Source organism: Arthrobacter oryzae (genome assembly GCF_030812315.1).
Classification (GTDB): domain Bacteria; phylum Actinomycetota; class Actinomycetes; order Actinomycetales; family Micrococcaceae; genus Arthrobacter; species Arthrobacter oryzae_B.
In genome coordinates this window covers 1-26,608 of record NZ_JAUSSM010000007.1, presented here as the reverse complement: position 1 = coordinate 26,608, position 26,608 = coordinate 1, and the positions used below count along the sequence as shown (strand labels likewise).

Below are 26,608 nucleotides of genomic sequence, written 5' to 3'. Positions count from 1 at the left end.
GGCGCTGTGAAAAGATCAAGCATGCGTCCGATGCAGCACTCCAGCAAACTCCAGAATGTCCGCTACGAACTCCGCGGGCCCATCCTCCAGGCAGCAAAGGAGATGGAAGCCGAAGGGCACCGGATCCTCAAGATGAACCTTGGCGACACCGCGCCGTTCGGCCTGGAGGCCCCGGAGTCCGTGGTGGTGGACATGATCCACCACCTGCGTGGGGCGCAGGGCTACAGCGATTCCAAAGGGATCTTTTCGGCCCGCACAGCGATCTCCCAGTATTACCAGACCCGGGGCCTGATGCAGATCGGCGTCGAGGACATCTTCATCGGCAACGGCGTGAGCGAGCTCATTTCCATGTGCCTGCAGGCGTTTATGGAAAACGGCGACGAGATCCTCATCCCGGCGCCCGACTACCCCCTCTGGACTGCCGCCGTCACGCTGACCGGCGGCAAGCCCGTGCACTACCTCTGCGATGAGGACGAGCAATGGTGGCCGGACATGGCCGACGTCGAATCAAAGATCACCAGGCGCACCAAGGCAATCGTGATCATCAATCCGAACAACCCCACGGGGGCCGTCTACCCGCGGCACATCCTGGAGCAGTTTGCCGAGTTGGCGCGCAAGCACCACCTGGTGCTGTTCTCGGACGAAATCTACGAAAAGATCCGGTACGAGGACGCCGAACACATCCATACGGCCTCGGTGGCCGAAGACGTCTGCTGCCTCACCTTCAGCGGGCTTTCCAAGGCCTACCGGATGCCTGGATACCGCGCCGGCTGGGTGGCCGTGACTGGTCCGCTCGCCGCCACGCAGGCATACCGGGAAGGGCTGGAGCTGCTGGCCTCCCTCCGCCTGTGCCCCAACGTGCCTGCACAGCACGCGATCCAGACCTGCCTTGGCGGCTACCAGTCCATTGAGGCACTGATCCGGCCCGGCGGCAGGCTGCGCGAGCAGCGCGACCGCGCTCTCAAGCTCCTGACCGCCATTCCCGGCGTGACATGCGTTCCGGCCGCCGGAGCAATGTACCTGTTCCCGCGCCTTGACCCGGAGCTTTACCCGTTCAAGAGCGACGAACAGTTCGTCCTGGACCTGCTGAGGGAACAGAAAATCCTGGTCTCGCACGGCTCTGCGTTCAACTGGCCCCGGCCGGACCACTTCCGCTTCGTCATCCTGCCGTCCGTCGAAGACATCGAGGAAGCCGTGCGCCGGATCGCCACGTTCCTCGCCTCCTACCGGACCAGCGCGGCGGACTAGACGCCAGCACCGCTGAGGCACCACGCTCCCCGGCGCCCCACTCCCCCGCGGTCATCGGTGCGGCGCCCCCTCCCCCGCCGGCCCCGCTGTCCGGGCGGCCCTGCCACTCCCTCGGTCAATTTCTTCGCAGTCCGTTGACTTGTCTCGTGGACTTAATTTAGCGTTCCCTCCACTGACAACGTTGTCTTTCTGGGGGAAAGGCACGCGCGATGAAGGGCGACCTCAGCACTATGCACACAACACGAACCATTGGCTTGCGGGCAGTCACCGCCGTGGCACTGGCGGGCCTGGCCCTTGGCAGCGCCTTGGCCGGGGCCATCCCGGCTGGAGCAGCCACCACTCCGGGCGAAGAGCAGTACCGCCCGGCCGTCCATTTCTCGCCGGAGAAGAACTGGATGAACGATCCCAACGGAATGGTCTTCTACAAGGGCGTCTACCACCTCTACTACCAGCACAACCCGTCCGGAAACACCTGGGGGAACATGTCCTGGGGGCATGCGACGTCCACTGACCTGGTCCATTGGAAGGAGCAGCCGCTGGCGATCCCCACGGATGAACAGCAGGACATCTTCTCCGGCAGCGTGGTGGTGGACAAGAACAACTCCTCCGGCTTCGGCACCGCGACGAATCCTCCCCTGGTGGCGATTTTTACCAGCGCCTACAAGGACGCATCCCCGCACCGCGGGCTGCAGGCGCAGTCCCTGGCGTATAGCCTGGACCAGGGCCAGACCTGGACCAAGTACGGCCAGAACCCTGTCCTCAACCGCAACTCAGCCAACTTCCGCGACCCGAAGGTCTTCTGGTACGACGCCCCCGACGGCGGCGGCTACTGGGTGATGACCGCCGTGGAGGCGCTGGACCACAAGGTGCTCCTGTACAAGTCCGATAACCTCAAGGACTGGACGGAGCTGAGCTCCTTCGGGCCGGCGAACGCAACTGGCGGCCTATGGGAATGCCCTGACCTGTTTCCATTGGCCGTGGACGGAAACCCGGACAACGTCAAGTGGGTCATGGTGGTGAACATCAATCCCGGCGGCGTAGCGGGCGGTTCTGCAGGGCAGTACTTCGTCGGTGACTTTGACGGCACCACGTTCACTGCGGACACCACAGACCCTGTGGATTCCCTCCCGGCCGGAACTCCGCTGGCGGGTTTCAACGACGGAAGTTACGGCGGCTGGACGGTCAACAACGAACCTGGAAACTGGAAGAACGGGCCGTTTGCCGACACACCGGCACAGGGAGCACTGGGAGGACAGAACCAGGTCACCGGCTACGCCGGGGCCGGGCTGGTCAATTCCTTCAACGACGGCGACTGGCCGCTTGGCTCCATGAGTTCACCGGAGTTCACGGTCGGCAGTGACTACATCAACTTCCTCGTGGGCGGCGGACAGCATCCCCGCATCTCGGACAAGCTGGACAACAATGCCCCGGCCGGAGACCTGCTGTTCAACGGCTTCGAAGTTCCGGACGGCAGCACACTGGCCGACGCCGGCTGGACCGGAACCGCGGACCTGGAGCCCGCCTTCCAGCCGGCCACGGCAGGCGGCGACTACTTCATCGGGGCCAAACGGATCAACACCTTCGAAGCAGGCGGCGCCCCAGGCGATGACCGCCAGGGCACCCTCACGTCCCCGGTCTTCACCGTCTCCCGAAACTTCATGAGCATGCTCGTCGGCGGCGGGCAACGCGCCGCTGACTCCGGGGAAGTCCTGGAAGCCCAGCTCCTGATCGATGGCAACGTTGTCAGAACGCTCAGCGGAGACAACGCCGGCGCGCTTAACTGGAAGGGCTGGGACGTTGCGGAGTTCGCCGGCCGGAGCGCCCAGCTGAGGGTCGTGGACCAGGCTGCCGGGGGCTGGGGACACCTCACTCTTGACCACGTCATGCTGACGGACCATGCGGCCGTCCCCCGCTCCGACGAAACCACAGTGAATCTGGTGGTGGACGGGCAGGTTGTCCGTTCCGCCACGGGAACCAACAGCGAAGTCCTGGACTGGGCATCGTGGAATGTCGCTGAGTTCAGGGGCCGCCAGGCCAGCCTGCGAATCGTGGACAACAACCGGTTCGGCTGGGGGCACATCCTGGCCGACGAGTTCGTTGCCTCTGAACGGCCGGCCAAGCCCCGCCTGCAGGGCTATGACTGGCTGGACTACGGCCGCGACTATTACGCCTCGGTGTCGTTCGGCAACATGCCGCAGAACAAGCGCGTCATGCTCGGATGGATGAACAACTGGGACTACGCCAACCTCGTCCCCACCTCCCCCTGGCGCAGCGCAATGTCGCTGCCGCGCGAAGTTGGCCTCACCCAAACGGCCGACGGTCCCCGGCTGACGCAAAAGGCGGCAAGGCAGGTCGACAAGCTCGCCTCCCGCGCTTCCTACAGCGAGAAGTCGGCCCGTAACATCGCCCCGGGAATCCACCCGCTTCCGGCCGCAGCGTGGGGTGATGTCCAGCGGATCGATGTCACGTTCGCGCCCGGATCGGCCACGAAGTCCGGCATCACCGTCCTGGGCGACGGAACAGCATCCACCGAGATCGGCTACGACGCAACGACGGGTGAGGTCTACGTGGACCGGAGCAACTCCGGGAACACCGGCTTCCACCCGCTGTTTCCCTCGGTGGACGCGGCGCCCGTGGTCGCCGACGCCAACGGCAACGTGACTCTTCGGATCTACGTGGACCGGGCATCGGTGGAGGTCTTCGCCCAGGACGGCCTGCGCACTATTACGGATCAGGTGTTCCCGGGTGCCGGAGCGGGCCAGGTGGCGCTCTTCGCCGAGGGCGGCACGGCGAAGGTCAAGGCTCTCACGGTCACTCCCCTGGCAGGGTCGATGTTCACGAGGTAGACCCGGGGTGGTCGAGCCCGTCTGATGTTGACAGGCTCGACCACCGGCAGGGCCCGCTCTCCGGAATCAGCCCGACGGCGGCGTGAACTGGCTCGCTGTGAACTCTGCTCCCCAGGGGTCGCGGATCCGTGCCGAGCGTGTCCAATCGGTGTCGTACCGTTGAAGGACGGTGGCTCCGAGGCGCTCGGCCAGGTCTGCTGTCTGGTCCCGGTCAGCGATCGTGAACGAGACGTGCCAATGCGCCGGTTCATTGGGATCCGCCGGCATGACCCAGGCAACCGCGTCCTCGAAGCCTGCAGGAGTAAAGTCCCCGGCCTGCCGTGCCCTGATGTCAGGGTCCACGGTGGCCTCCAAGTGGTCGCCGTACCCCGGCCTTCGGATCATCGTCCCGTAATCCAGGTTGTCGAACTGCCAGCCGAATGCGGCGGCGTAAAAGCCCGTTGCCGCTGTGATGTCAGCTGTGTGAAGGTCACTGAAATTCCAACTGCCGGGCACGTTGACCGCCTGGGCGCCTGGCCGCGCCCCTGCTTGCCACAACCGGAAGCCGGCGCCTTCAGGGTCGGTCAGCACCGCCCGCACGCCGCCGGCCCCGCTTTCAGCCGGCACCAACTGAAGAGCCGCTCCGAGAGACACAAGGTGCCGCACGGCGGCATCAGCATCATCGACCGCCACATAGGTATTCCACGCGGCGGGCCCATTGCGTGGACCGCCGACCGCTCCGACTTCCTGGCCGTTGAGCGTGGCCACGGCGTACCTGCCATGTCCATCGGGAGCCAGGGCTTCTTCGAATTCCCACCCGAACAGCCCGCCATAAAACCGGATGGCAGCATCTACGTCAGGCTGCTCGGTGTCCACCCAGGACGGGACACCTGGCGGATATGTCCGGCCGGTCACATCAGGAAGTCTTTCCATGCACACGACCCTAGGCATCCCGGCCGGATCCGGCAACGTTCCTCCGGGATAACAACCCGAGGGCTCTCCGAGGCGCTAGTAGCCAGTGGCCGTCAACCGGCGGATGCCAACGGGCTCTCAGCCGACACGCTGGAGCCAGGTCAGGACCGAGCCATCCTCTTCGATGTGGTGCGCCAGCTCCCCGTTGAAGGCCGCACCGTAGTCTGCAGTGATGTGCTGTTGGAACGCGGCATCGTCCCGGTACACCTCGAAGACGAAGTACTCCCTGGGGTTGGACTCCCGCGTGCAGGGCAGGAACAGCTCGTTGCCCGGCTCGGCGCGGACTTTTTCGGTGAGCTCGCGCATCATCTCTGCCACGCGGGCTTCGCTGCCGGGCTTGACCGTGAATTCGGCATAGAGGGTTTTGGTCATCATGATCCCTTTCAAGGATGGGTTGGCTGTGGGACTGCTGTGCGAAAGGCGGCCGGAAGGACGCCGGCTCTCAGGCGGGTGCGATTTCGCCGGACCCCCGAGCGATGAGCTCGGAGGGCACCACGTACGTGGCGGGAGCGGTCCGGTCTCCGTCGATGCGGGCCAGCAGGCGCTCCGCCGCGAGCTTGCCGATCCGCTCAGGGTGCTGGGCAATAACCGTGATTCCCGGCTCCATCATGTCCGCCAGCGTGAAGTCGTCAAACCCCACGAGTGCCACGCGCTTGTTGGCACCGAGCTCCTTGAGCGCCCGCATCACGCCGAAGGTGATCAGGTTCTGGCTGGAGAAGATCGCCGTGGGCGGGTCGTCGGAGGCCAGGAGCTCCCGCGCAGCCAGCCTTGCTGATTCCTCGTCATGCAGCCCTTCACGGACCGGAACGGCCGACGTCGCGACCCCCGCCCGCCCCAGCTCCTCCAGGAATCCCCGCCGCCGCTCCCTTGCGGTCTGGATTTCGGTACGGTCGCCCAGGTAGGCGAGCTTCCGGTGGCCGCGCGCCAGCAGGTGGGCGGCGGCCTTTGCACCGCCCACGGCGTTGTCCGTCACCACGGCATCGGCTTCGATCCCTACTGGTTCGCGGTCAATGAAGACCATCGGCAGGTCGCGTGAATGCTCGGGAATGACGTACGCCTGGCTTTTGGCGATCGGCGTCAGCACCAGGCCGTCCACACGTCGGCCCAGGAACGCTGCGACGAGGGCTTTCTCGCGCTGGGGGTCGTCGTCCAGGCTGGCAGCAAATACTGCGATGCCGCGTGCAGCGAGGGCGTCTTCGAGCGCACGGTGGATTTCTCCGCTGAACGGGTTGGACACGCTGGGCAGTACCAGCCCGATACTCAGCGTTCGCCGGCCTGTCCGCCGCAGGCTGCCCGCTGCCATGTCCAGCTGGTAATTGAGCTGCTGCGAGGCGCCGAGGACGCGGCGCCTCGTGGCCTCGGAAACGCCCGGTTCGTCATTCATGACGCGCGACACCGTCTTGATGCCAACGCCGGCAAGCGCCGCCACATGGCGCATCGTGGGCCGCCCGTTGGCGACTTCTGATTGGTAACGATTAGACATCGTTGTCAAACCTCGTCCTTCATTGTCTATTTATCCCTTGACTGTACGTTGTGAGCTTGGTTACATGTTCCATGACATCGTTGTCAGGCACAACCCGTGCCACGGAAACAGGAGATTCAATGTTGAGTTCCACAGCACCACGGTCCGTCGCAACCCGTTTGTTCGCCCTCGGCGCCGTCCTGACCCTCGGCACGCTCAGCCTGACGGCGTGCGGCGGAAACACCTCCTCCACCGGCTCCACCGGCGGTTCGTCGTCGGACAAGATCGGCGTCTCCCTGATCGTCAAGACCACCTCGAACCCGTTCTTCGTCTCCATGCAGGACGGCGCCAAGAAGGCCGCCGAATCCGGCGGCGTGGACCTCAAGCTGGCAGCCGGCAAGGCCGACGGCGACGAGGACACCCAGATCCAGGCGATTGAAAACGCCATCTCCAAGGGCGACAAGGGCATCCTGATCACCCCCAACGGCCCATCGGTTGTCGACGCGCTCAAGAAGGCGCGCGAAGCCGGCCTGTTCGTCATCGCCCTGGACACCCCGCCGGACCCGGCCGACGCCGTGGACATCACGTTCGCCACGGACAACTTCGCCGCGGGGGAGCTCATCGGCAAGTGGACTGCCGCGCAACTTGACGGCAAGAAGGCCACGATCGCGCTCGTGGACCTCTTCGACGACAAGGTGGTATCCGTGGATTACAACCGCGACCAAGGCTTCCTGACGGGGCTCGGGATCGACACCGCAGACGCCAAGAAGAACGGGGACGAGGCCAAGTCCGGCAAGTACACCGGCGGTAAGGGCGGCGAATACGAAATCGTCGGCAACCAGGCCTCCCAGGGTGCCGAAGACGGCGGCCGCACAGCGATGGAGACGCTGCTGTCCAAGAACCCGAACATCAACGTCATATACACCATCAACGAACCGGCAGCCGCCGGAGCATATGAGGCGCTGAAGGCCGCCGGCAAGGAAAAGGACGTCCTGGTGGTCTCCATCGACGGCGGCTGCACCGGAGTCGACAACGTCAAGTCCGGCGTCATCGGCGCCACTGCCCAGCAGTACCCGGTCAAGATGGCCGAATTGGGCGTGAAGGCCATCGTGGACCTGGCCAAGACCGGCAACAAGCCGTCCAACTCGGAAGGCCTGGACTTCTTCAACACCGGCGTGGAGCTGGTGACGGACAAGGCCGCCTCCGGCGTAAAGAGCATTTCGACGGCGGATGCTTCCCAGATCTGCTGGGGCAAGTAGTCCGGAACCGTGACAGGAGCTACAGTGACACAGCAAAAAACCGCGGGACCGCCCGGCGCGGGGCACGTTGACCTGGCCGAGGAGTTCCTGGACCGCCAGACAACCCTCAGCCGGATCCGCAACGTCCTGCACCGCTACCCCGCCCTCAGCCCGGCCATCGTCCTGCTCGTGGCCGTGGTCGTCTTCGGACTTCTCAACGACCGCTTCCTGCGGGTGGAGAACCTGTCGCTGATTACGCAGCAGGTGGCCGTGGTCGGCACCCTGGCCATCGCGCAGACACTGATCATCCTCACCGCAGGCATCGACCTCTCCGTGGGCGCCGTGATGATCCTGGCCTCCATGGTGGTGGCCCAGCTGGCCGTCGGCAACGGGATCCCCGGGCCGCTGGCCCTGCTGGCCGGACTCGTCATCGGCCTGGCCGCCGGCGCGCTCAACGGTTTCCTGGTGACAAGGTTCAGGCTCCCTCCGTTCATCGTGACGCTGGGAACCCTGAATATCTTCATCGCCCTGACCTTGCTGTATTCCTCCGGGTCCACGGTCCGCGGCTCCAGCATGCCGGCCCTGCTCACCTGGACGGGAAGCACCTTCCCGGTGGGTCCGGTGCGGATCTCCACCGGCGTGGTGATGATGCTGCTGCTGTACGTGGCGGTCGCGTTCATCCTCGGCAAGACAGCCTGGGGACGGCACGTGTACGCCGTGGGCGATGACAAGGAAGCCGCCCGGCTCGCAGGCATCCCGGTTAACCGCGTCCTCATGAGCGTCTATCTTGCTGCCGGGGCCGTCCTGGCCATCGGCGCCTGGATCCAGATCGGCAGGACCAACGCCGCCAGCCCCAACGCCGGCGTTGACCTGAACCTGGACTCCATCACCGCCGTCGTCATCGGCGGGACCAGCCTGTTCGGCGGCCGCGGCTCAGTCTGGGGATCCCTCCTCGGCGCGCTCATTGTGGGCGTGTTCCGCAACGGGCTCTCGCTGGCCGGCCTGGATGTGCTGTACCAGACGCTCGCCGTTGGCATCCTGATCATCATCGCTGTGTCGGTTGACCAGTGGATCCGAAAGGTCAAGTCATGACCGCAACAGACATGCAGCCCGCCAAACCGGAAACCCGCCAGCCGATCCTCCAGGCCCGTAACCTGGTCAAGACATTCGGCCGGGTGGTTGGCCTGGACGGAGTCAGCCTGGACCTCTACCCCGGCGAAGTACTGGCCGTCATCGGCGACAACGGCGCGGGCAAGTCCACACTGATCAAGTGCCTGACGGGCGCCGAGATCCCGGACTCCGGGGAGCTGATGGTTTCCGGACAGCAGGTCCATTTCAAGCGGCCGCAGGACGCCCGGGTGCACGGAATCGAAACCGTGTACCAGAACCTGGCCGTCTCGCCCGCCCTGGACGTGGCCTCTAACCTGTTCCTGGGCCGGGAGGAACGCCTGCCCGGCCCGCTCGGCAAGATCTTCCGCGTCCTCGACACCAAGGGCATGCGCCGCAAGGCCAAGGAAGAACTGAACCGGCTGGGGATTTCCACGCTGCAGGACGTGACGGTACCGGTGGAAAACCTTTCCGGCGGCCAGCGGCAGGCGGTGGCGGTGGCCCGGGCAGCGGCGTTCGGGTCCAAGGTGGTGGTCCTGGACGAGCCGACGGCGGCGCTCGGCGTGCGCGAATCGAACCAGGTCCTGAAGTTAGTCCGCGACCTTCGCGACCGCGGGCTCCCCGTGATCCTGATCAGCCACAACATGCCGCACGTGTTCGACGTCGCGGACCGCATCCACATCCAGCGCCTCGGCAAGTGCGCGGCCACCATCACGCCGCAGTCACACAGCATGACGGACGCGGTGGCCATCATGACCGGCGCGGCCACGGCCTAAACACCCCGCAGTAACCCCCAACTCCGTCCGCGGACCGGATCACCGGTCCGCGGACGCCTTCACGAAAGAGATCCAATGTCCAACCCCGGTTCGCACTCCTCCCCTGCCGAAAGCCTCGACGTCATCGTCGTCGGCGAGGCGCTGATCGACGTCGTCAGCCGTCCCGACGGCGTCGTGGAGCACCCAGGCGGCTCGCCGGCCAACGTCGCCTACGGGCTCGGCCGGCTGGGAGTCAGCACGGGGCTGCTAACGGCGATCGGCAACGACGCCCGCGGGGCTGCGATCGAAGCCCACCTGTCCGGCGCGGGAGTGGTGCTGCTGCCGGGGGCCCGTTCCCTCGAACGCACCGCCTCGGCAACGGCCACGATCGCCGCGGACGGTTCGGCCAGCTACGTCTTCGACATTGACTGGCGGCTCGAGCCGCTGGCGCCGGCCTTTTTCCCGAAGGTCCTGCACACCGGCTCGATCGCCACCTTCCTCTCACCCGGCGCCGCCGCAGTCCGGACCCTGCTGGAGCAGGCACACCGGGACTGCATGGTCACGTATGACCCCAACATCAGGCCGGCGCTGCTCGGCAGCCACAGTGAAGCGAAATCCCTGTTCGAGGAACTCGTCCCCCTGACCGACGTCGTCAAGCTCAGCGACGAAGATGCCCGCTGGTTGTACCCGGGACAGGACCTGGAGCAGACCGCGGAGAGGATCCTGGCCCTGGGCACCGGACTGGCCGTCATCACGGCCGGAGCCGAAGGATCACTGCTCCGCGCGGCTGAGGGCAGCCTCCACATTCCGTCTGTGCGCACCGCCGTGGCGGACACCATCGGCGCCGGCGACTCGTACATGGCCGCCCTGATCCTGGGTCTCCTGATGCGCGGCACCGCCGGCCTGGCCCCATCCGTGCTTGAGTCCATCGGCCGGACAGCATCGGCGGCGGCCGCCATCACGGTGAGCCGCCCCGGCGCCAACCCGCCCACCCTCGACGAGCTTCGGGCGGCCCAGGACCGGGTGGCTCAGGACCGGGTGGCTCAGGACGCGGCGGCCATCGGCGTGTAGCTGAAGGACTTCAGCGTCAGCGTCCCGTCCTTGGTCAATGCCTTCAGGCCCTTGGGAGCGCCCGCGGGAAACGCCAGTGACGTCAGGGTCCTCTCCCCGCCGTTGACGAACACCTCAACGGAGCTGTAGTCCACATAGATGGTCAGCTGGACCTTGCCGTCGCGGGGAGCGGATTCCGCCCGCCGGACCGTGCCGTAGTCGGGTGCGAGTCCGGCGGTTTCCTTGGCTGCGCCGTCCCGGGCGACGAAGGCGGTTTCCGATTCGAAGTCATAACCGACTGTGGCGAAGACCCCGTTATCGGCCAGCAGTTCCACCTTGGCCTCAGAGCCGTCGTCCCCGTCCCCGCGTTCGAGCGTGAGGTCAAGCCGGTACGCCCCGCCGTCGGGCCCGGGAAGATCGGCAGCACCGTCCGGCGTCAGTTTCCGGTCCTGCACGGTGACAGTGTCGCCTTCCAGTGACCGCAGTGCTCCGGTCGGTGTGGAGACCAGCGTGGGCTTTCCGGAGACGGTCTTCAGCCGGATGTCCCTGACCAACGTATCGGTGCCCCCGTGCCAGTCGTCCGTGGGCAGCTTTCGCGCATAGGCCCAGTTATTCAGCCAAGCGATGGCGTGGCGGGAACCCATACGCTGGCTTTCCGTGAGCCGCGGGTCGTCCCAGGTCACGGCGGCGTAGAAATCGGAGCCGTCATCGAGCCACTGGTGCTTCTCTTCCGACGGCGTGAACCGTGTGCCATCCCAGGTCCCGGTCCAGTAGGCAACGCCGGTGGGCTTTCCCTCCTCGGCGCCATTGGCGCTGGCGGCGAGCACCCATGTCCGCTTGGCGGGATCGCCGTCGACGTCGAGCTGGAAGAGTTCGGGGCATTCAAGAATCCCAAGGCCTTCACGCTCAAAACCGGACAGGAAGCGCCATTCCTTCAGGTCGGAGGAGGCGTACAGTCCGATCTTCCCGCCCTCCGCCAGGGCCATGACCCATTGGTCGTTGGCTTCATCGCGGATGATCTTGGGGTCGCGCCAGTGCTGCTCCCCGGGGTTGTCCATCACCGGGTTGCCGTCATAGGCCTTGAACGAATACCCCTTGTCGGTGGAATAGAACAGCGACTGCCGCTGCACGCCCTCGTCCTGCTGGGTCATGACCGCGATGACGGCGTCCTTGCCGAACCCTGCGGAGTTCCCGTGGTCCACCACCGCACTGCCTGTCTCGATGTCGCCGAGGCCGTTCTTGTACTTTTCAATGGCCACGCCCTCGTCCTTCCAGTGCACCATGTCGGTGCTGGTGAGGTGATACCACTCGGTGCCGTTCTCCTCGGGGTAGCCGGAGTTGTAAAGGTAGTAGTAGTGCCACTGGCCATCGAGCCAGAAGGGCCGCTGGGGATCGTTCATCCAGTTTTCCCGGGGCGTGATGTGGTAGCTGGGCCGGTAGCCGGAGGCGCCGTCCGGCCGTTCGAAAGCCGAAGCCGCAGGCCCGGGCAATTGCGGTCCGGCGCCCAGGTCGGCCAGCATGGCGTTCACAGCTTCGGGAGTGATGCAGTCGGGCCGTGGAATATCCGCGGAGCCCGCCAGCGCAACCTGGTCCCGCACGCTGGAACGCGCATAGACGTCCTCCCCCACGCGGGCTGCTGCCACCCAGCCGTCGGAGCACTCGATGGTGCGGAGATCAGAGACGCCGTCGGTCCGCAGCGGATGCGCGAGGCGCTCCAGGCTGCGGTCTCCCCCGGCCAGCCAGAACGAGCCGTAGCGGCCCTTGGACTCCTTCGCTTCCGACTGCGCCTTGGCCACGTCAGCAAGCGCTTCGTCGGCCGGACTCGGCGGGGCCGGCCGGGACCCCACTCCCACCACTATGGCCACGACCACCAGCACCAGGGCAGCGGCAGCGGCCACCGCAGCCCAGAGGGCGCGCGGCGTGAGTTTGTTGGGAAGAAACCTGAGTGACATGTCCACCGATCATCGTGATGCACGAACGCCGGCGCCGGGTTCAAGCCGGCGCCGGCGTTCAGCATGCTGGTCTGATTTCATTCAATTTTACAGGGGACGCACCTCCGTGTTCCCGCTGCGGTCGCCGCGGGGGCCGACGTGCACGTTGGTTGGCAGGTATCCGAACGGGCCAAGGCCGTTGAGACCGAACGTCCGGTCCACCTCGGAAACGCCGTTGCGGAAGTTGATCTTTACCGTTGGCGAGAGGCTTCCGCCGCGCCGGGCGTCAACGTTGTCGATGAAGGACTGCACCAGGCCGCCCGGCTGCACATAATGCGAGTAGGCCTGGAACTGGCGCGGGTTCTGGTTCGGCGTCGGAGCCTCCGGGGACTCTGACGGGAGGTTCAGGTCCGTCGGCGAGCCCAACACCAGGCCGCTATTGTTCATCGGCTGATAGTCGGACCGGATGGCGTCTCCCACGAAGCCATAGACACCGTCGGGGCCACGCATGCCGGCAGCATAGGTGAACTGGTGGCTGATGGTGTACAGGTAATACTTGAGCTGGCCGCCTTCACGCTGGATGAAGATCTGCGGACGCTCCGTTTGGTCATTCACACAATTTCCGGACAGCAGCGGGGGCAGGAACTTCCACTTGGTCAGCTCCTTATTCTCGGCGACGGCCAGCCCCACGTTTGCGGTCTGCAGATTAGCTCCGGATGCGTTCACTTGCTCCACGGTTTCGGCATAGGGATCGCCAGCCTGGTAACCGAGGTCCTCGGCCTTGCACTGGTAACCGCCGCGGTTTCCGCCGGTGTTGCCTTCAAACACCATGTAGGTCTTGCCGGGGTGGGCCGGATCCTCGAAGGTGTACGGGTCGCGGAAGGCAAAGCCGGGATTCTGCGCCTTGGTCTGGTACATCACGCCGTCCGGCTCCAGCAGCTTGGTGTGCTCGAAGCTGGAGAACCGGACGCCGCTGGAGTCCGCTTCGATGTTCCCCAGTGCCGTGGCAATGGCTGCGTCAGGCGGCGCACCTCCACCACCGGCGTTGCGTTCGGCAACGTCCGTGAAGGTTGTTGCCGTGTAGAACACCTGGACCTCGTTACGGCCCACCAGACGGGTTGAGCCGGACCATTCCGTGTTGCCGATGGACTGTCCGTCAGGGAACACGTGGCCGCCGTAGATCCACTTGTCTTTGTAGGGATCCGAGTCGGTCTTCCGGAAGAAGTAGCCGATCCGGGCGTTCCAGTGGCGCTGATCAAACCCATAGCCGGCCCGACGGTCGGCGACGAGGGAGAAGATCACATCCCAGCCCTTGTAACTGAGCTGATTGGCATCCTCATCCGTAAGCGACCAGGTGTCCCAAACCCACACGTCGGGGTTCATCTCGGGAAAGTCACGCGGGATCTCAGGCATGGTGACAGCGGGACTCATCGAATTCTGGCCCGCTTCCACGGTGGAGTCGCTCTGCGCCATGATCTGGCGGGCGTCAGCCCGGGTCCACTTCGACGTGAAGTTCTCCTCCGGGTCATGTGCCTGCTGAGTATGGACTGTCGGCAGCGCAAAGCCGGGCGTGGGCGCAGGCAGTTGCGAGTTGGACGGCGGGTCAGAGGGAATGTTGGCGTTTGCCGCTGGAGCCGCTAAAAGCGACGTCGCAACCAGCGACGCCGCTGTGGCAAGAACAGCCAGCGTTTTTGCTCGTCTGCTACCGGGCAGGTTGATTCCGGGCAGGGTGGAGTGATCAGAGGGCATGGGAAATTCCTCACAGGTGAAACTGCTTTGAAGACGGCGTCGGCGGTGCGAGGTGCCGAGCGAATACCGGCCAATAGCGCTGGCTGCAGTGGCAGCGGCGGAATCCGGCGGATTTTGTTGTCAACCCGGTCCATGATGACCGGGCCCCCATGGGTGCAAGCCTTCCCCAGACGCTTGGCACTCATAGGTGTAACAGCTGCTGGAGACGCGGTCAAGGGTCGCTCCAAACCCTGCGGGACTACCCGGGACGGCCGATCGGTACTACTCTCTTCACCACGCGGACTACTTGTACGTTCGACGGTCGGGGCTGCCGAATTCCGGTCCGACAGCCCCGATAATCTGCTGCTTTGAGGCCTGGAAGTGGCCTAGGCGTCAGCCTCTTCGAACTCCACGGCGGCAACAATTTCCTTGGTTGAGGGGCTGATCATGTACGCCTCCTCGTCCTCTTCCACCATGATGAAATCACCGTGGTCCGTGGTGAAGTGCCATGCCAGGACAGTTTCGCCGTTGTGCTCGTAGTTGGGATCGCCCATGGTGATCTTCTGCAGTTCGTGGCCTGCGATATCGCAGAGTTCGCGGATGATCAGTTCGAACTCCGGCGCATTCTCAAGGGCCTCTTCGGCGGCCTCGGCCTGGCGTTCGGCCAGGTTGGGGATCTGCGCCACGCGCTCGGCGATGTGCACATCCAGCTGCTCGCCGTCCAGTAGCAGCAAGCCTTCCTGGCTGCGGAGCCACGCGGCGTTCAGCGCAAGGATGTCCTCGGTCTCAAGCAGCGACTCGAATTCGTCGTCGAGCCGTTCGAGTTCCCGGACTGCCTCGGCAGACCGGGCCGCCTCCGCGGAGGCGCTCCCGCCGTCGTCGTCGTTGCTGTCGTCCGTGCTGGCGTCGGTGATGTTATCGCCGCCGTCGACGTCGTCAAAATGCTGCGTGTCCCCATCCAAATAGGTGTCAGCGTCGTCTTCGGAGAGGGCGTCGAAGGCCGCGGCGGTGCGGTTGAACAGCGCCAAGTGGGCGGCGGCGCCCATGCCTTCCAGGCCTTCGCGGACGTAGGCGTCGATCTCTTCGCGCTCCGGCACCGTGAAGACGTACTGGGCGAAGCCGCCGGCCAGCGCCTGGGTGAGGTAGAAGTCGACGTAGTAGCTGCGCAGGGCGTTCGGCGCGATTTCCGGGGCGTCGAGCAGTTCCGCGTACATGGCGTTGACCACTGTCACGTTGGAATCAACAACGTCCTCGTTGGGCGCCTCGGCGCTTTCGATCGTCAGGACAACGGGGTGCTTGCTGGCGGGCTGACCGGTGCTCATGGGAAATCCTCACTGCTGAAAAGCGGGTGGTGCTCAGGACCCTTTCACGCTATGCCGCGGACCGGTCCGCGGGTTGAGGAGGAGTTGAACGTTGGGCGAAGTTTCAGGGCCTGTCCCGGCTCGGTAAGATGGATCAGATAACCTGCAGATTTTTGACCTGCTGAAAGTAGCGCGCACCATGCCATCCCAACCGGACGAGAGTGCGGCACTGGCAATACAGACCCCCGCGATCAACGACCGCTCCCTCGCGGCCGGGCTCGCCTACGCCATGGGCAGCCGGGTCTCGGGGATTTCCTTCGATGCCGCCACCGGCCTGATGCTCGGCAAGGTCCGCGGCGGCTCGGACGCGCCCTATTCAACCACTGCGAAGCTGGTCCGGAAGGCGGGCGGCTGGAGCTGCACCGTTGGTGTGTGCAGCTGCCCCGTGCGGAAAGACTGCAAGCACGTGGCCGCGCTGCTGTTCGCTGCAGAGGACAACCCGGCCACCCGCGTCCAGTTGCTTGCCCCGGCCGAGACCACTCGACTGTCCAGTGAGCCCCTGGCCCAGGAAATGCCGGACTGGGAACAGGCACTGGGCCCGCTCATTGCCCGGCCAGGGATCACTCCATCCACCAACGGCATCCCGCTGGCCCTGCAGTTCGACATCGAGGAGCCCGCCCCGCACTTTTCCTACACGGGCCGGCGTGATCCGCTCCGCAGCGTGCGCCAGCTCAAGGCACGCCCCGTGATCATGGGCGCCAAGGGCAAGTGGATCCGCGGCGACGTCTCCTGGAACACCCTCAGCTACCTCAACTACCGGCGCGAATGCAACGAGGCGCACGTGGAGTGGATGCAGGAGTTCCTCGCATCCCACACCGCCCTCGCCAACCGCCAGCACAATTCCACCGCGCCCTGGCTGGGCCTGAACACCTACGCCGGAAAGAACTTCTGGAGCCTTCTCACCCAGGCACGGAAGATCGGCGTCGCGCTGGTCGACGCCAGCGGCCAGGAACCCGTGCGGTTTGTGGAGGACCCTGCCGCCGTCGGGCTTAATCTCACCCGGTCCGGCACTTCCGGCGGGGATGAAGCCGGCGCCGCCGCAAACGGGAAAACGCCCGACGACGGCGGGCTGACGCTCGCGCCCACCATCACCGTTGAAGGCGAAGTGGTTGATCCGGCGTCCGTGGGGACAATCGGTCGCCCCGCGCACGGGATCTTCCTGACGTCCGGAGGCGATGCGCTTCCCGGCGTGGGCACCGGATCGATCATCACGCTGGCTCCCCTGGAAAGCGGCCTCAGCGAGGAACTCCTGACGTTCGTCACCGCAGGCAGCACCCTGCACATTCCTGCCCGGGACGAGACCCGCTTCCTCACCGGCTTCTACCCCAAGCTCAAGCAGGCCGCCCGGGTCACGGCGTCGGACGAGTCCGTGGAGCTGCCCACACTGGCCGTTCCCACCCTGTCCCTGCTGGCCAACTACGGCACCGACCACAAGGTGCGGCTCCACTGGGAATGGCATTACGCGTCCGGGAACCTGGTCACTGCCCAGCCGCTGTGGCGCCACCCTGGCGACCACGGCTACCGGGACGACCCCACGGAAGCACGGATCCTCGAGGCCGTGGGGCAGCCGTGGGAGGTTGTGCCCAAGCTGGGCGAATCCGCGACCGGCGGCTGGGGCACCCCCCGCCTGGCGGCTTCAGCAGAACTGAGCGGGCTGGACACCCTGGCCTTCACCGAGGAAGTCCTGCCGAGGCTCCGCAACACCCCGGACGTCGTGGTGGACACCGCGGGCGACATCGCCGACTACCGCGAGGCCGAAGAGGCCCCCATTGTGGCCATCTCCACCAAAGCCACGGACAGCCGCGACTGGTTCGACCTGGGCATTGTGATCACGCTCGAGGGCCAGCCGGTTTCCTTCGCCGCGCTGTTCTCCGCACTAGCGGCCGGCGAGACCCGGATGCTCCTGCCCAGCGGCGCGTACTTCTCCCTGGACCTGCCGGAACTGCATCAGCTGCGGGCCCTCATAGACGAAGCCCGTTCCCTCCAGGACAACAAGGATGCACCGCTGCAGATCAGCCGGTTCCAGGCCGGCCTCTGGGACGAACTGGCTCACCTGGGCATCGTGGACGAGCAGGCCGCCGCCTGGCGCGAGGCCGTAGGCGGGCTGCTCGAGGGCGGCATCAAGGGCCTGCCCCTGCCGGCGACGCTGAACGCCGAGCTGCGCCCGTACCAGCTGGAGGGTTTCAACTGGCTGAGCTTCCTTTACCGGCATGGGCTCGGCGGGGTGCTGGCCGACGACATGGGCTTGGGCAAGACCGTGCAGGCTCTGGCGCTGATGTGCGCCGCGAAGGAAGCCACCCGGGTCCGGGACGGCGCCGTCCCGGACGGCGCAGGTGTTGACGGAGCCATGACATCCGACGGCGCCGTACCAGCCGCGGTACCGGGCGCCGCACCCTTCCTGGTCGTGGCCCCTACCAGCGTGGTGGGCAACTGGGAAGCCGAAACGGCGCGGTTCGCTCCCGGGCTCACCGTCCGGGCCATCGGCGAGACCTTTGCTAAGAACGGCGTGGACCCGGCCGAGGCCATGGCGGGTGCGGACATCGTCATCACGTCCTACGCCCTGTTCCGGATCGACTACGACGCGTATGCGTCCCGGGAATGGGCCGCCCTGGTGCTGGATGAGGCCCAGTTCGTGAAGAACCACCAGTCCAAGGCGTACCAGTGCGCGCGCAAGCTGCCTGCGGCCTTCAAGCTGGCCATCACCGGCACTCCGCTGGAAAACAATCTGATGGAATTCTGGGCCCTCACCTCGATTGTGGCGCCGGGCCTGTTCGCCAGCCCCAAGCGGTTCGCCGAGTACTACCAGAAGCCGGTGGAAAAGAACGGCGACAGGGGGCAGCTGGATAAGCTCCGGCGTCGGGTCCGTCCGCTCATGATGCGCCGCACCAAGGAGCAGGTCATCCACGACCTGCCGCCCAAGCAGGAACAGATCCTCGAGGTGGTGCTGAACCCGCGGCACCAGAAGGTGTATCAGACCCACCTGCAGCGGGAGCGCCAGAAGATCCTGGGCCTCATTGACGACGTCAACAAGAACCGCTTCACCATCTTCCAGTCGCTGACCCTGCTGCGCCAGCTCAGCCTCGACGCGTCCCTGGTGGACCCTTCACTGTCCGGGGTCCGTTCCAGCAAGCTGGACGTGCTGTTCGAGCAGCTGGAGGACCTCGTGGCCGAGGGGCACCGGGCACTGATCTTCAGCCAGTTCACCGGATTCCTGGGCAAGGTCCGTGAGCGGCTCGTCGAGGAGAAGATCGAGTTCTGCTACCTCGACGGCGGCACGCGCAACCGTTCCGATGTGGTGAATGAGTTCAAGAACGGCTCCGCCCCCGTCTTCCTGATCAGCCTCAAGGCCGGCGGCTTCGGACTGAACCTGACCGAGGCGGACTACGTGTTCCTGCTGGACCCCTGGTGGAACCCGGCCTCCGAGGCACAGGCTGTGGACCGCACCCACCGTATCGGCCAGGCGCGGAATGTGATGGTCTACCGGCTGGTTGCCAAGGACACCATCGAGGAGAAGGTCATGGCCCTGAAGGCGAAGAAGTCGCAGCTGTTCGCGGACGTGATGGAGGGCGATGCGCTTTCCGGCGGTTCCCTGACGGCCGAGGACCTGGCCGGCCTGTTCAACGACTGACTGGATATCGACTGAGGGCTGGCTGCCGGCGTTCCGACGCCGGACAGTCAGCCCATAGCGGGCGCCAGGGACCTTCCGGACGAGAGCTGCTTCCGGGCCCAGCGGGCGAGTTTCTTGCCCTTGCCCTTCCACCAGTTGTCCTCGTCCTTGTCATGGTGCAGACGGAAGACGATCATCACCATGACAAAGACACCCATGGCGACGTCCATCCAGGACCAGAAGGCGGCGTCAACCAGCACGCTGATGCCCATGACCAGGACGGACGGCACTGCCAGTGTGCGGAAAACGGTGCTGGCCACGTAACGCCGGTGCGACCTGGGCACGGACAGGGCACGCACCATGTCGAAGCAGACGCACACCACCACCATCGCCTGGCCGAGGGACAGCAGCACCTGCCCGGACATCGAGCCCGCGAACATGGCTACGGACTCCATCCCCGCGCTCATCGGTCGCCGCCGCTCGTTGCAACGCCGGGAAGTGTCGCAGGGCACGGAAGTGACCCGCCGCAATTGCAGAAGACAAACATGAGAAAACCCCCAGAGACCAGAATCAAGCTGTGAGACCTAGCTGTGCTCCATTCAAGCCGCTGCCTCTCCGGTCCGTCACGAGTAGCGTGTACTCTAATCCGCCCGCCCGGGGTGCCGGGGATCCGTGCTGAGTACTCATTCCGGCGCACCGCACCCGTGTTGTGGCGGGGCGGTCAGATCAGCATCGCTTCGCGCACTTGAGCCGCGGATTCTGCACCGCCGGTGCCCCGCGAACTGACCCGTCCAGCGGCCAGCACGTAGTAGCTGTCGGCGGCGTTCAGCGCAAAGCCAATGTGCTGCTCCACCAGCAGGACCCGCATGCCGCTCCGCCGGGACAGCATCATGATGGTCTCCTGGATTTCGGCCACGACATTGGGCTGGATCCCTTCCGTGGGCTCGTCCAGGATGAGCAGCGTAGGTTCGGTGATCAGGGCCCGGGCGATTGCCAGCTGCTGCCGCTGCCCGCCGGACAGGAGGCCGGCACGGCGCGCCAGCAGCGGGGTGAGCGCAGGAAACATGTCCAGTGCTTCAGCCACGCGTTCCTTTCCGTTCCGGCGGCCATCAGCCACCAACTGGAGGTTCTCCAGGGCGCTCAGCTGCCCGAAGGACTGTTGGCCCTGCGGAACGTACGCCATGCCCCGCGCCACCCGCTGGTGCGGCCTGAGCGCCGAGATGTCCTCCCCGTCCAGGGTGATGGTGCCGCGGGTGGGTTTGAGAAGCCCGACGACGGCGCGCAGCAGCGTGGTCTTCCCCGCACCGTTGTGCCCCAGGATGGAAACCAGCGAACCGTCTGGGACGGCGATGGTCACTCCGGAAATGACCTGTGTACGCCCGTAACCGGTCTGCACATCCGTGATTTCCAGCATCAGTGCCCTTCCATTCCGGCAGTGCCCAAGTAGACGTCCTGCACCTTCTTGTCGGCCTGCACCTGGGCCACGCTGCCTTCGCTCAGGACCTTGCCGGCTGCGAGGACGGTCACCGACGTGGCGAACTCGCGGACGAAGTCCATGTCGTGTTCGATCACCAGGGTGATGCGGCTCGCCGCGATCCGGCGGAGCAACTGCCCGGTTTCGTCACGCTCGTCTTGGCTCATTCCGGCGATGGGTTCGTCCAGGAGGAGCACGTCCGAGTTCTGGACCAGCAGCATGCCGATCTCCAGCCACTGTTTCTGCCCGTGTGCCAGGGTTCCGGCCTGCTTGTCCGCGGCCTTGTCCAGCCCGATGATCTCCAGGGCTTCCTGCACCGCCGGGTCCATGCCCTTCCGCCGCCTCAGCAGTTCCTTGGCCTTCCTCCGGGTCCCGGCGGCGATGTCCAGGTTCTGCAGCACCGAAAGGTTCTCAAAGACGCTCGCCGTCTGGAAGGTCCGGCCCACACCCAGCCGGGCGATCTTGTGGACCTTGCGGCCCAGGATCTCGGTGCCCGTGTGGTTCACGGACCCGGTGGCCGGCACAAGTCCCGTGATCGCATCGATGATGGTGGTCTTGCCGGCCCCGTTTGGTCCGATCAGGAACCGCAGGTCGCCCTGGGTGACGCTCAGGTTGACCTTGTCCACGGCGACGAAACCGTCAAAGGCCACCGTGAGGTCGCGGACCTCCAGGTACTTCGGCCGGCCGTGGCGAAGGCCGCCGGCCTGCGGGTCGCCGTCGGGGAGCAGCGTGGGGGTTGTCATCGGCTTGCCTCTTCCGGGACCTCGGTTGCTGTTGCAGGGGGTGCGGATTCCGGTGCCAGGATCGGACGTGGAGGCGCCGGTTCAGTCTTGCGCTGTTCAGTCGGGTGCTGTTCAGCCCGGTGCCGCCTCAGCCTGCTGACGAGCCCCGGCAGCGAGGCAAGCCCGCCGGGCATGAACCCTATGACCAGGACGAAGAGCAGGCCCTGGAAATAGACCCAGAACGACGGGAAGGTGGAGGACAGGCTGGCCTGGGCGATTGCCACGCTGAGGGCTCCAAGGACGGGGCCCAGCAGCGTCGCCCTGCCGCCGATGGCCACGCCGATCAGGAACGCGATGGACGGAATGACGCCCACGTCGGCCGGTGAGATGATCCCCACGATGGGCACGAACAGGGCACCGGCGATCCCCGCCATGACAGCTGCGATCACGTAGGCCACCGTCTTGATGGTCGCCGGGTCGTAGCCCAGGAACCGGACCCGTTCCTCCTGGTCGCGGACTGCGATGAGGAGTTCGCCGAACCGGCTGTTCATCAGCTGCCGGGACGTCCCCACCGCAAGTAGCAGCACCACAGCGGCAATCGAATACAGCATGAGCTTGTTGGAGGGGTCCTTCAGGTCGAAGCCGAAGAAAGAGCGGAAGCCGCTGAGGCCGTTGGACCCACCGGTGGTGGCCTGCTGGCCGATCAGGAAAACTGCGAAGGCGGCCGCAAGTGCTTGGCTGAGGATCGCGAAATATGCTCCCTTGACGCGCCGTTTGAAGACGGCGAGACCCAGGACCAGCGCCACCAGCCCGGGAACAAGGACGACGGCGATGAGGGTCACCACCGGGCTCCGGAACGGTTCCCACCACCCGGGGACCTCGCCGCTGCCGTACAGGGACATGAAATCCGGTACGCCGGACCCGCCGAAGAGGAAGGCGTCCGCCAGCTTGAGGTGCATGGCCATGATGTAGGCGCCGAGCCCGAAGAACACCCCCTGGCCCAGGGTCAGCATGCCGCCACGCCCCCATGCCAGTCCGATCCCCACGGCCACGATCGCGAAGCAGATGAACTTCCCTAATAGGGCGAGGTTGAATACCGACAGCCCGGTGGGAGCCAGCACGAGCAGCAGCACCGCACCCACGGCGAAGCCGGTCAGGACACCCCAACGGGACTGTAGGAAAGTGCTCATGTCAGGCTCCTTGTCTTGAGGCTGAAGATGCCCTGCGGCCGGAGCTGCAGGAAACCCACGATCAGCACCAGAATCAGCACTTTGCCGATGCTCGCCGTCGTCGAAAATTCAAAAACGGACTGCAGGACGCCCAGCGCGAAGGCGGCGATGACTGCCCCCTTGATCTGGCCGACTCCCCCGGCCACCACCACTAGGAAGGCGTCCACGATGTAGTTGGTGCCCAGGTACGGGCCAGTGGACCCGATCAGGGTGACGGCAACACCCGCGACCCCGGCCAAGCCAGAGCCGATGAAGAAGGTCAGCTGGTCCGTGCGCCGGGTGGAAATACCGCTCGTTTCGGCCAGGTCGCGGTTCAGTACCGCCGCCCTGATGCGGCGTCCCAGCGGCGTCGCTTTGAGGACCAGCACGAGGCCCGCCAGGCAGAGCAGCGACAGCAGCAGGATGAACAGCCGGGTGAGCGGAATGGGTGCTCCCAGCAGTTCGATGTTGCCCTGCAGCCAGGCCGGTGCCCGGACATCCACGCTGGGAGCGCCGAAGATGTCCCGGGCGGCCTGCTGCAGGATAATCGCCACCCCGAACGTGACCAGCAGAGTATCCAGCGGCCGGTGATACATCCGCCGGAGGAGCACAGCCTCCAGCACCAGCCCCAGCAAACCGCCCACCAGGAAGCCCAGCGGGATGGAAACGAGTAGCGAGACGCCCGCATCGGAGATGCTCCGCTGCACCACGAAGGCCGTATACGCACCGGCCATCATGAACTCGCCGTGGGCCATGTTGATGACCCCCATCTGGCCAAAGGTCAGCGACAACCCCAGCGCGGCCAGCAGCAGCACCGAGCCGAGACTGAGTCCGGCAAACATCTGTCCTATCAGCAGTTCCATTCCAGCGGGCCTTTCCTCCGGGTTTCTGCAGGGGCGGTGGAAGCGGCTATTTGCCCAGGTCCTTGGCCCAGTCGTAGCTGGCCAGGAACGGATCGGGTTCCACGGCGGCCGGCGAAGACCAGACCGTCTCGATCAGGCCCTCGGAGTTGATCTTTCCGATGCGGGGGGTCTTGGTGATGTGGTTGTTCTCCCCGTCCACCGTGACCGTGCCCTCGGGGGCCTCGAACGACACTCCGCCGGCAGCCGCCTGGACCTTGTCCACCTCAAAAGAGCCGGCCTTTTCCACCATGGCCTTCCACAGGTACAGCGACGTGTAAGCCGCTTCCATGGGGTCGCTGGTCACGCGCTCGGCTCCGAACTTCGCCTTGAATGCGGCGACGAACTTCTTGTTGGCCGGCGTGTCCAAGGTCTGGTAGTAGTCCCAGGCGGTGAGCTGCCCTTCCACGTTTTCCAGGCCGACGCCGGGGACTTCCTCTTCCGCAATGGAAACCGAGACCACGGGCATTGACGCGGCGGTCAGGCCGACGCTCTTGTACTGCCGGAAGAAGGCCACGTTGCTGTCGCCGTTGAGGGTGTTGAATACGGCGTCAGCCTTGGAATCACGGACCTTGTTCACGATCGTGGAGAACTCCGTGGAGCCCAGCGGGGCGTATTCCTCGCCGAGGACCTCCATTCCGTGCGCGGCGGCGTAGGCCTGGATTATCTTGTTGGCAGTGCGGGGGAACACGTAGTCGCTGCCCACCAGGAAGATGGATTTTGTGCCCTGTTCAGCAAGGTAGTCCAGCGCCGGGATGATCTGCTGGTTGGTGGTCGCCCCGGTGTAGAAGATGTTCTTGGAAGCCTCAAGCCCTTCGTACTGAACCGGGTAGAACAGCAGTGCGTCGTTGGCTTCGAAGACGGGCAGCATCGCCTTGCGGCTGGAGGAGGTCCAGCCGCCGAAGACCGCGGCCGTACAGTCCTGCTGGATCAGTTTCCCGGCACGTTCGGCGAACTTTGTGGGCTCGCTGGCGCCGTCTTCACTGATCACCTGAAGCTGTTTGCCCATGACGCCGCCGGCGGCATTGATTTCCTCGGCGGCCAAGCTCAGGGAATCGAAGACGGTGTTTTCACTGATGGCCATCGTGCCGGAAAGCGAGTTGATGAATCCCACTTTGACGCTGCTGCCCGATGTGTCGACGCAGGAACTGCCGCCGCTGGCGGTGGAATTGGCGGACGCCGGGTCCGAAATCTGGCTTCCGCAGCCGGTGAGGGCGGTCACCATCGCGGCCGCGGCCAGGGGGATCAAAGCGCGCGTAGTTACTGAAACCCTCATGTTTACCTGCTTCTCGCTCCGCGCTGCCTCGCGGCAGCGGCTGGTCTCCAGGATCCTGACGGGGACCCCTCGGGCTCAATCTAGGAGCGAATTGTTTCCGCACGCATGATGGTTCGTTTCCGTACCATTTCGGACCGGACCTCGTCCCTGGCGCGGGAGCGCAGCGACGGTAGGTCCGCTGACAGAATGGCGGAATGTCAGGCTGGAAAGTTAACCTGTAGGAAACGTTTCCACCGTCATCTTGGGGATGATGGCGACACAATCGCTAAGGAGCAGAATGACCAGCCAGCCGAATGACCAAAGGATCCTGGTTGTCGGAGCCGGTGCCACCGGCGGATACTTCGGCGCGCGCCTGGCGCAGGCCGGCCGGGACGTGACCTTCCTGGTCCGCGAGGGGCGGGCCGCCACCCTGCGCCGGCGGGGTCTCAGGATCACCGGGCTGGGACAGGAGGACGTGATCGAACCTGCGCTAGTCACCGCGGCAGGCCTCGACGGCCCTTACGACCTGGTGCTGGTAACGGTGAAGGCCTCCGCCCTCCCCCAGGCACTGGCTGACGTGGCGCCGGCCGCGGGGCCCGGGACAGTCATCATTCCGTTCCTCAACGGCATGGCCCACATGGAAGCGCTTGAGACCGCTTTCGGCGCCGACCGGGTCCTCGGCGGGATCGTCAAGGTGGTCACTACCGTGACTGCCGACGGTGACATCCTGCAGATGAATCCGCTGGCGACACTCACGGTCGGCGAACAGCACGGCCCGCCGACGGACCGCGTCCTGCGGGCGGTGGAGCTCTTCACGGTGCCCGGGTTCAAGGCCTCGGCCACGGCGGACGCGTTGGCGTCCATGTGGCACAAATGGGTCTTCATCGTCTCCGCAGGCGCCGTGACCTGCCTGATGCGGGGACCGGTGGGCGCCATTGTCGCGGTACCCGGCGGCACGGAATTCGTGCACTCCGTCCTGGCCGAGGCCGGTGCCGTCGCAGCCGCGGCCGGCTATCCGGTGCCGGACCACGAAGTCGACATGTCCGTGGGCCTGCTTACCCAGCCGGGCTCCACCTTCACATCTTCCCTTTACCGCGACGTCATCGCCGGACTCCCCGGCGAAACGGAACACCTGCTGGGCGACTTCACTCGTCGCGCACGCCTCCTCGGAGCCGGCACACCACTGATCGACCTGGCCTTGATGCAACTCAGGGTTCACGCCGCAGCCAGCTAGCTGTATTGACCACGTACGTTAGTGACGCTCGGCGTGGTTTGGTGACATGAAGAAGACCTCCGGGTGGAGTGGGGCTTGTCTAGAGTCCAATTCCACGCACGGAGGTCTTCATGTCCCACCCTAACGCTCTTCTGACGCCCCGTGGCCGGCTATTGCTCGCGCAATGTGTCGTTGACCAGTGCTGGAGCCTGCGTCGCGCAGCTGAGCGGTTTCAGGTCTCGGTCCCGACGGCCGCACGCTGGGCGCAGCGTTACAGCGAGTACGGCCCGGAGGCGATGGAGGACCGCTCCAGCCGCCCGCATTTCTCTCCCCGGCGCACGGCGACGCGGACTGAGCGGCGGATTATCTCCGTGCGTGTGAACCGCAGGTGGGGTCCTGCGAGAATCGGCTATCTGCTGGGCATTCACCCGTCCACCGTGCATCGGGTTCTGTCCCGCTACCACCTGGCAAGATTGACCTGGCTCGACCGGGGCACCGGGAGGGTCATCCGCCGTTACGAGCACGCTCACCCCGGGGATCTGGTCCACGTTGA

Annotated in this window: 21 protein-coding genes; 9 read left to right on the top strand and 12 right to left on the bottom strand. The window is 65.4% G+C overall.

What is annotated here, in order from left to right:
- Positions 1–21 precede the first annotated feature (21 nt).
- Positions 22–1,248: a pyridoxal phosphate-dependent aminotransferase gene (locus J2S97_RS14595; RefSeq protein WP_307050628.1), complete on the top strand. Its 1,227-nt coding sequence runs from the start codon at positions 22–24 to the stop codon at positions 1,246–1,248.
- A gap of 230 nt (positions 1,249–1,478) precedes the next feature.
- A complete protein-coding gene (locus tag J2S97_RS14590; protein ID WP_307050627.1) occupies positions 1,479–4,094 on the top strand; it encodes a GH32 C-terminal domain-containing protein in 2,616 nt (871 codons plus the stop codon).
- Between the two features lie 66 nt (positions 4,095–4,160).
- Here J2S97_RS14590 and J2S97_RS14585 read toward each other — a convergent pair whose 3' ends face one another.
- The 3 genes from J2S97_RS14585 to J2S97_RS14575 form a co-directional block, all read right to left on the bottom strand.
- Positions 4,161–5,006 carry a VOC family protein gene (locus J2S97_RS14585; RefSeq protein WP_307050626.1) on the bottom strand — a complete coding sequence of 282 codons (846 nt, stop codon included), beginning with the start codon at positions 5,004–5,006 and terminating at the stop codon, positions 4,161–4,163.
- A gap of 117 nt (positions 5,007–5,123) precedes the next feature.
- Positions 5,124–5,417, bottom strand: a complete 294-nt coding sequence (locus J2S97_RS14580) for a putative quinol monooxygenase (RefSeq protein ID WP_307050921.1) — start codon at positions 5,415–5,417, stop codon at positions 5,124–5,126.
- A gap of 70 nt (positions 5,418–5,487) precedes the next feature.
- Positions 5,488–6,483 (bottom strand): LacI family DNA-binding transcriptional regulator, encoded by a 996-nt coding sequence (locus J2S97_RS14575; RefSeq protein WP_307050920.1) that lies wholly within the window; start codon positions 6,481–6,483, stop codon positions 5,488–5,490.
- Between the two features lie 164 nt (positions 6,484–6,647).
- On the opposite strand from J2S97_RS14575, the gene J2S97_RS14570 reads away from it, so the two are divergent.
- From J2S97_RS14570 to J2S97_RS14555, 4 genes are all read left to right on the top strand, one after another.
- Complete coding sequence (locus tag J2S97_RS14570) at positions 6,648–7,766, top strand: substrate-binding domain-containing protein (RefSeq protein WP_307050625.1); 1,119 nt, start codon at positions 6,648–6,650, stop codon at positions 7,764–7,766.
- A 24-nt stretch (positions 7,767–7,790) separates the two neighbouring features.
- Entirely contained in the window at positions 7,791–8,837 is a 1,047-nt protein-coding gene (locus J2S97_RS14565; RefSeq protein WP_307050624.1) for an ABC transporter permease, read from the top strand.
- A complete protein-coding gene (locus J2S97_RS14560) occupies positions 8,834–9,628 on the top strand; it encodes an ATP-binding cassette domain-containing protein (protein WP_307050623.1) in 795 nt (264 codons plus the stop codon). Before J2S97_RS14565 ends, J2S97_RS14560 begins: the two co-directional genes overlap by 4 nt.
- A gap of 75 nt (positions 9,629–9,703) precedes the next feature.
- A complete protein-coding gene (locus tag J2S97_RS14555; protein ID WP_307050622.1) occupies positions 9,704–10,678 on the top strand; it encodes a carbohydrate kinase family protein in 975 nt (324 codons plus the stop codon).
- Here J2S97_RS14555 and J2S97_RS14550 read toward each other — a convergent pair.
- From J2S97_RS14550 to J2S97_RS14540, 3 genes are all read right to left on the bottom strand, one after another.
- Positions 10,651–12,609 (bottom strand): glycoside hydrolase family 32 protein, encoded by a 1,959-nt coding sequence (locus tag J2S97_RS14550; protein ID WP_307050621.1) that lies wholly within the window; start codon positions 12,607–12,609, stop codon positions 10,651–10,653. The genes J2S97_RS14555 and J2S97_RS14550 overlap by 28 nt on opposite strands.
- A gap of 87 nt (positions 12,610–12,696) precedes the next feature.
- A complete protein-coding gene (locus tag J2S97_RS14545; RefSeq protein WP_307050620.1) occupies positions 12,697–14,337 on the bottom strand; it encodes a glycoside hydrolase family 68 protein in 1,641 nt (546 codons plus the stop codon).
- Positions 14,338–14,702: 365 nt separating this feature from the next.
- Entirely contained in the window at positions 14,703–15,638 is a 936-nt protein-coding gene (locus tag J2S97_RS14540; protein ID WP_307050619.1) for a DMP19 family protein, read from the bottom strand.
- Positions 15,639–15,816: 178 nt separating this feature from the next.
- Between J2S97_RS14540 and J2S97_RS14535 the strand changes: the two genes are divergently transcribed.
- Positions 15,817–19,305, top strand: coding sequence for a DEAD/DEAH box helicase (locus J2S97_RS14535; protein ID WP_307050618.1), 3,489 nt, complete (start codon positions 15,817–15,819; stop codon positions 19,303–19,305).
- A 47-nt stretch (positions 19,306–19,352) separates the two neighbouring features.
- On the opposite strand, the gene J2S97_RS14530 is transcribed toward J2S97_RS14535, so the two are convergent.
- From J2S97_RS14530 to urtA, 6 genes are all read right to left on the bottom strand, one after another.
- A complete protein-coding gene (locus tag J2S97_RS14530) occupies positions 19,353–19,739 on the bottom strand; it encodes a hypothetical protein (protein ID WP_307050617.1) in 387 nt (128 codons plus the stop codon).
- A 266-nt stretch (positions 19,740–20,005) separates the two neighbouring features.
- A complete protein-coding gene (gene urtE / locus J2S97_RS14525; protein ID WP_307050616.1) occupies positions 20,006–20,698 on the bottom strand; it encodes an urea ABC transporter ATP-binding subunit UrtE in 693 nt (230 codons plus the stop codon).
- Complete coding sequence (urtD, locus tag J2S97_RS14520; RefSeq protein ID WP_307050615.1) at positions 20,698–21,501, bottom strand: urea ABC transporter ATP-binding protein UrtD; 804 nt, start codon at positions 21,499–21,501, stop codon at positions 20,698–20,700. Before urtD ends, urtE begins: the two co-directional genes overlap by 1 nt.
- The gene (gene urtC / locus J2S97_RS14515) at positions 21,498–22,670 is read right to left on the bottom strand and encodes an urea ABC transporter permease subunit UrtC (protein ID WP_307050614.1); all 1,173 of its coding nucleotides are present in this window, start codon (positions 22,668–22,670) and stop codon (positions 21,498–21,500) included. The genes urtD and urtC overlap by 4 nt, the downstream gene beginning before the upstream one ends.
- Positions 22,667–23,551: an urea ABC transporter permease subunit UrtB gene (gene urtB / locus J2S97_RS14510; protein WP_307050613.1), complete on the bottom strand. Its 885-nt coding sequence runs from the start codon at positions 23,549–23,551 to the stop codon at positions 22,667–22,669. The genes urtC and urtB overlap by 4 nt, the downstream gene beginning before the upstream one ends.
- Positions 23,552–23,597: 46 nt before the next feature.
- Positions 23,598–24,863 carry an urea ABC transporter substrate-binding protein gene (gene urtA / locus J2S97_RS14505; RefSeq protein ID WP_307050612.1) on the bottom strand — a complete coding sequence of 422 codons (1,266 nt, stop codon included), beginning with the start codon at positions 24,861–24,863 and terminating at the stop codon, positions 23,598–23,600.
- A 277-nt stretch (positions 24,864–25,140) separates the two neighbouring features.
- Here urtA and J2S97_RS14500 point away from each other — a divergent pair, with 277 nt between their 5' ends.
- Both J2S97_RS14500 and J2S97_RS14495 read left to right on the top strand, forming a co-directional pair.
- Positions 25,141–26,076 carry a ketopantoate reductase family protein gene (locus tag J2S97_RS14500; protein WP_307050611.1) on the top strand — a complete coding sequence of 312 codons (936 nt, stop codon included), beginning with the start codon at positions 25,141–25,143 and terminating at the stop codon, positions 26,074–26,076.
- Between the two features lie 110 nt (positions 26,077–26,186).
- Positions 26,187–26,608 (top strand): leucine zipper domain-containing protein (locus tag J2S97_RS14495; RefSeq protein ID WP_307050610.1); only part of this gene is annotated, 422 nt, incomplete at its 3' end.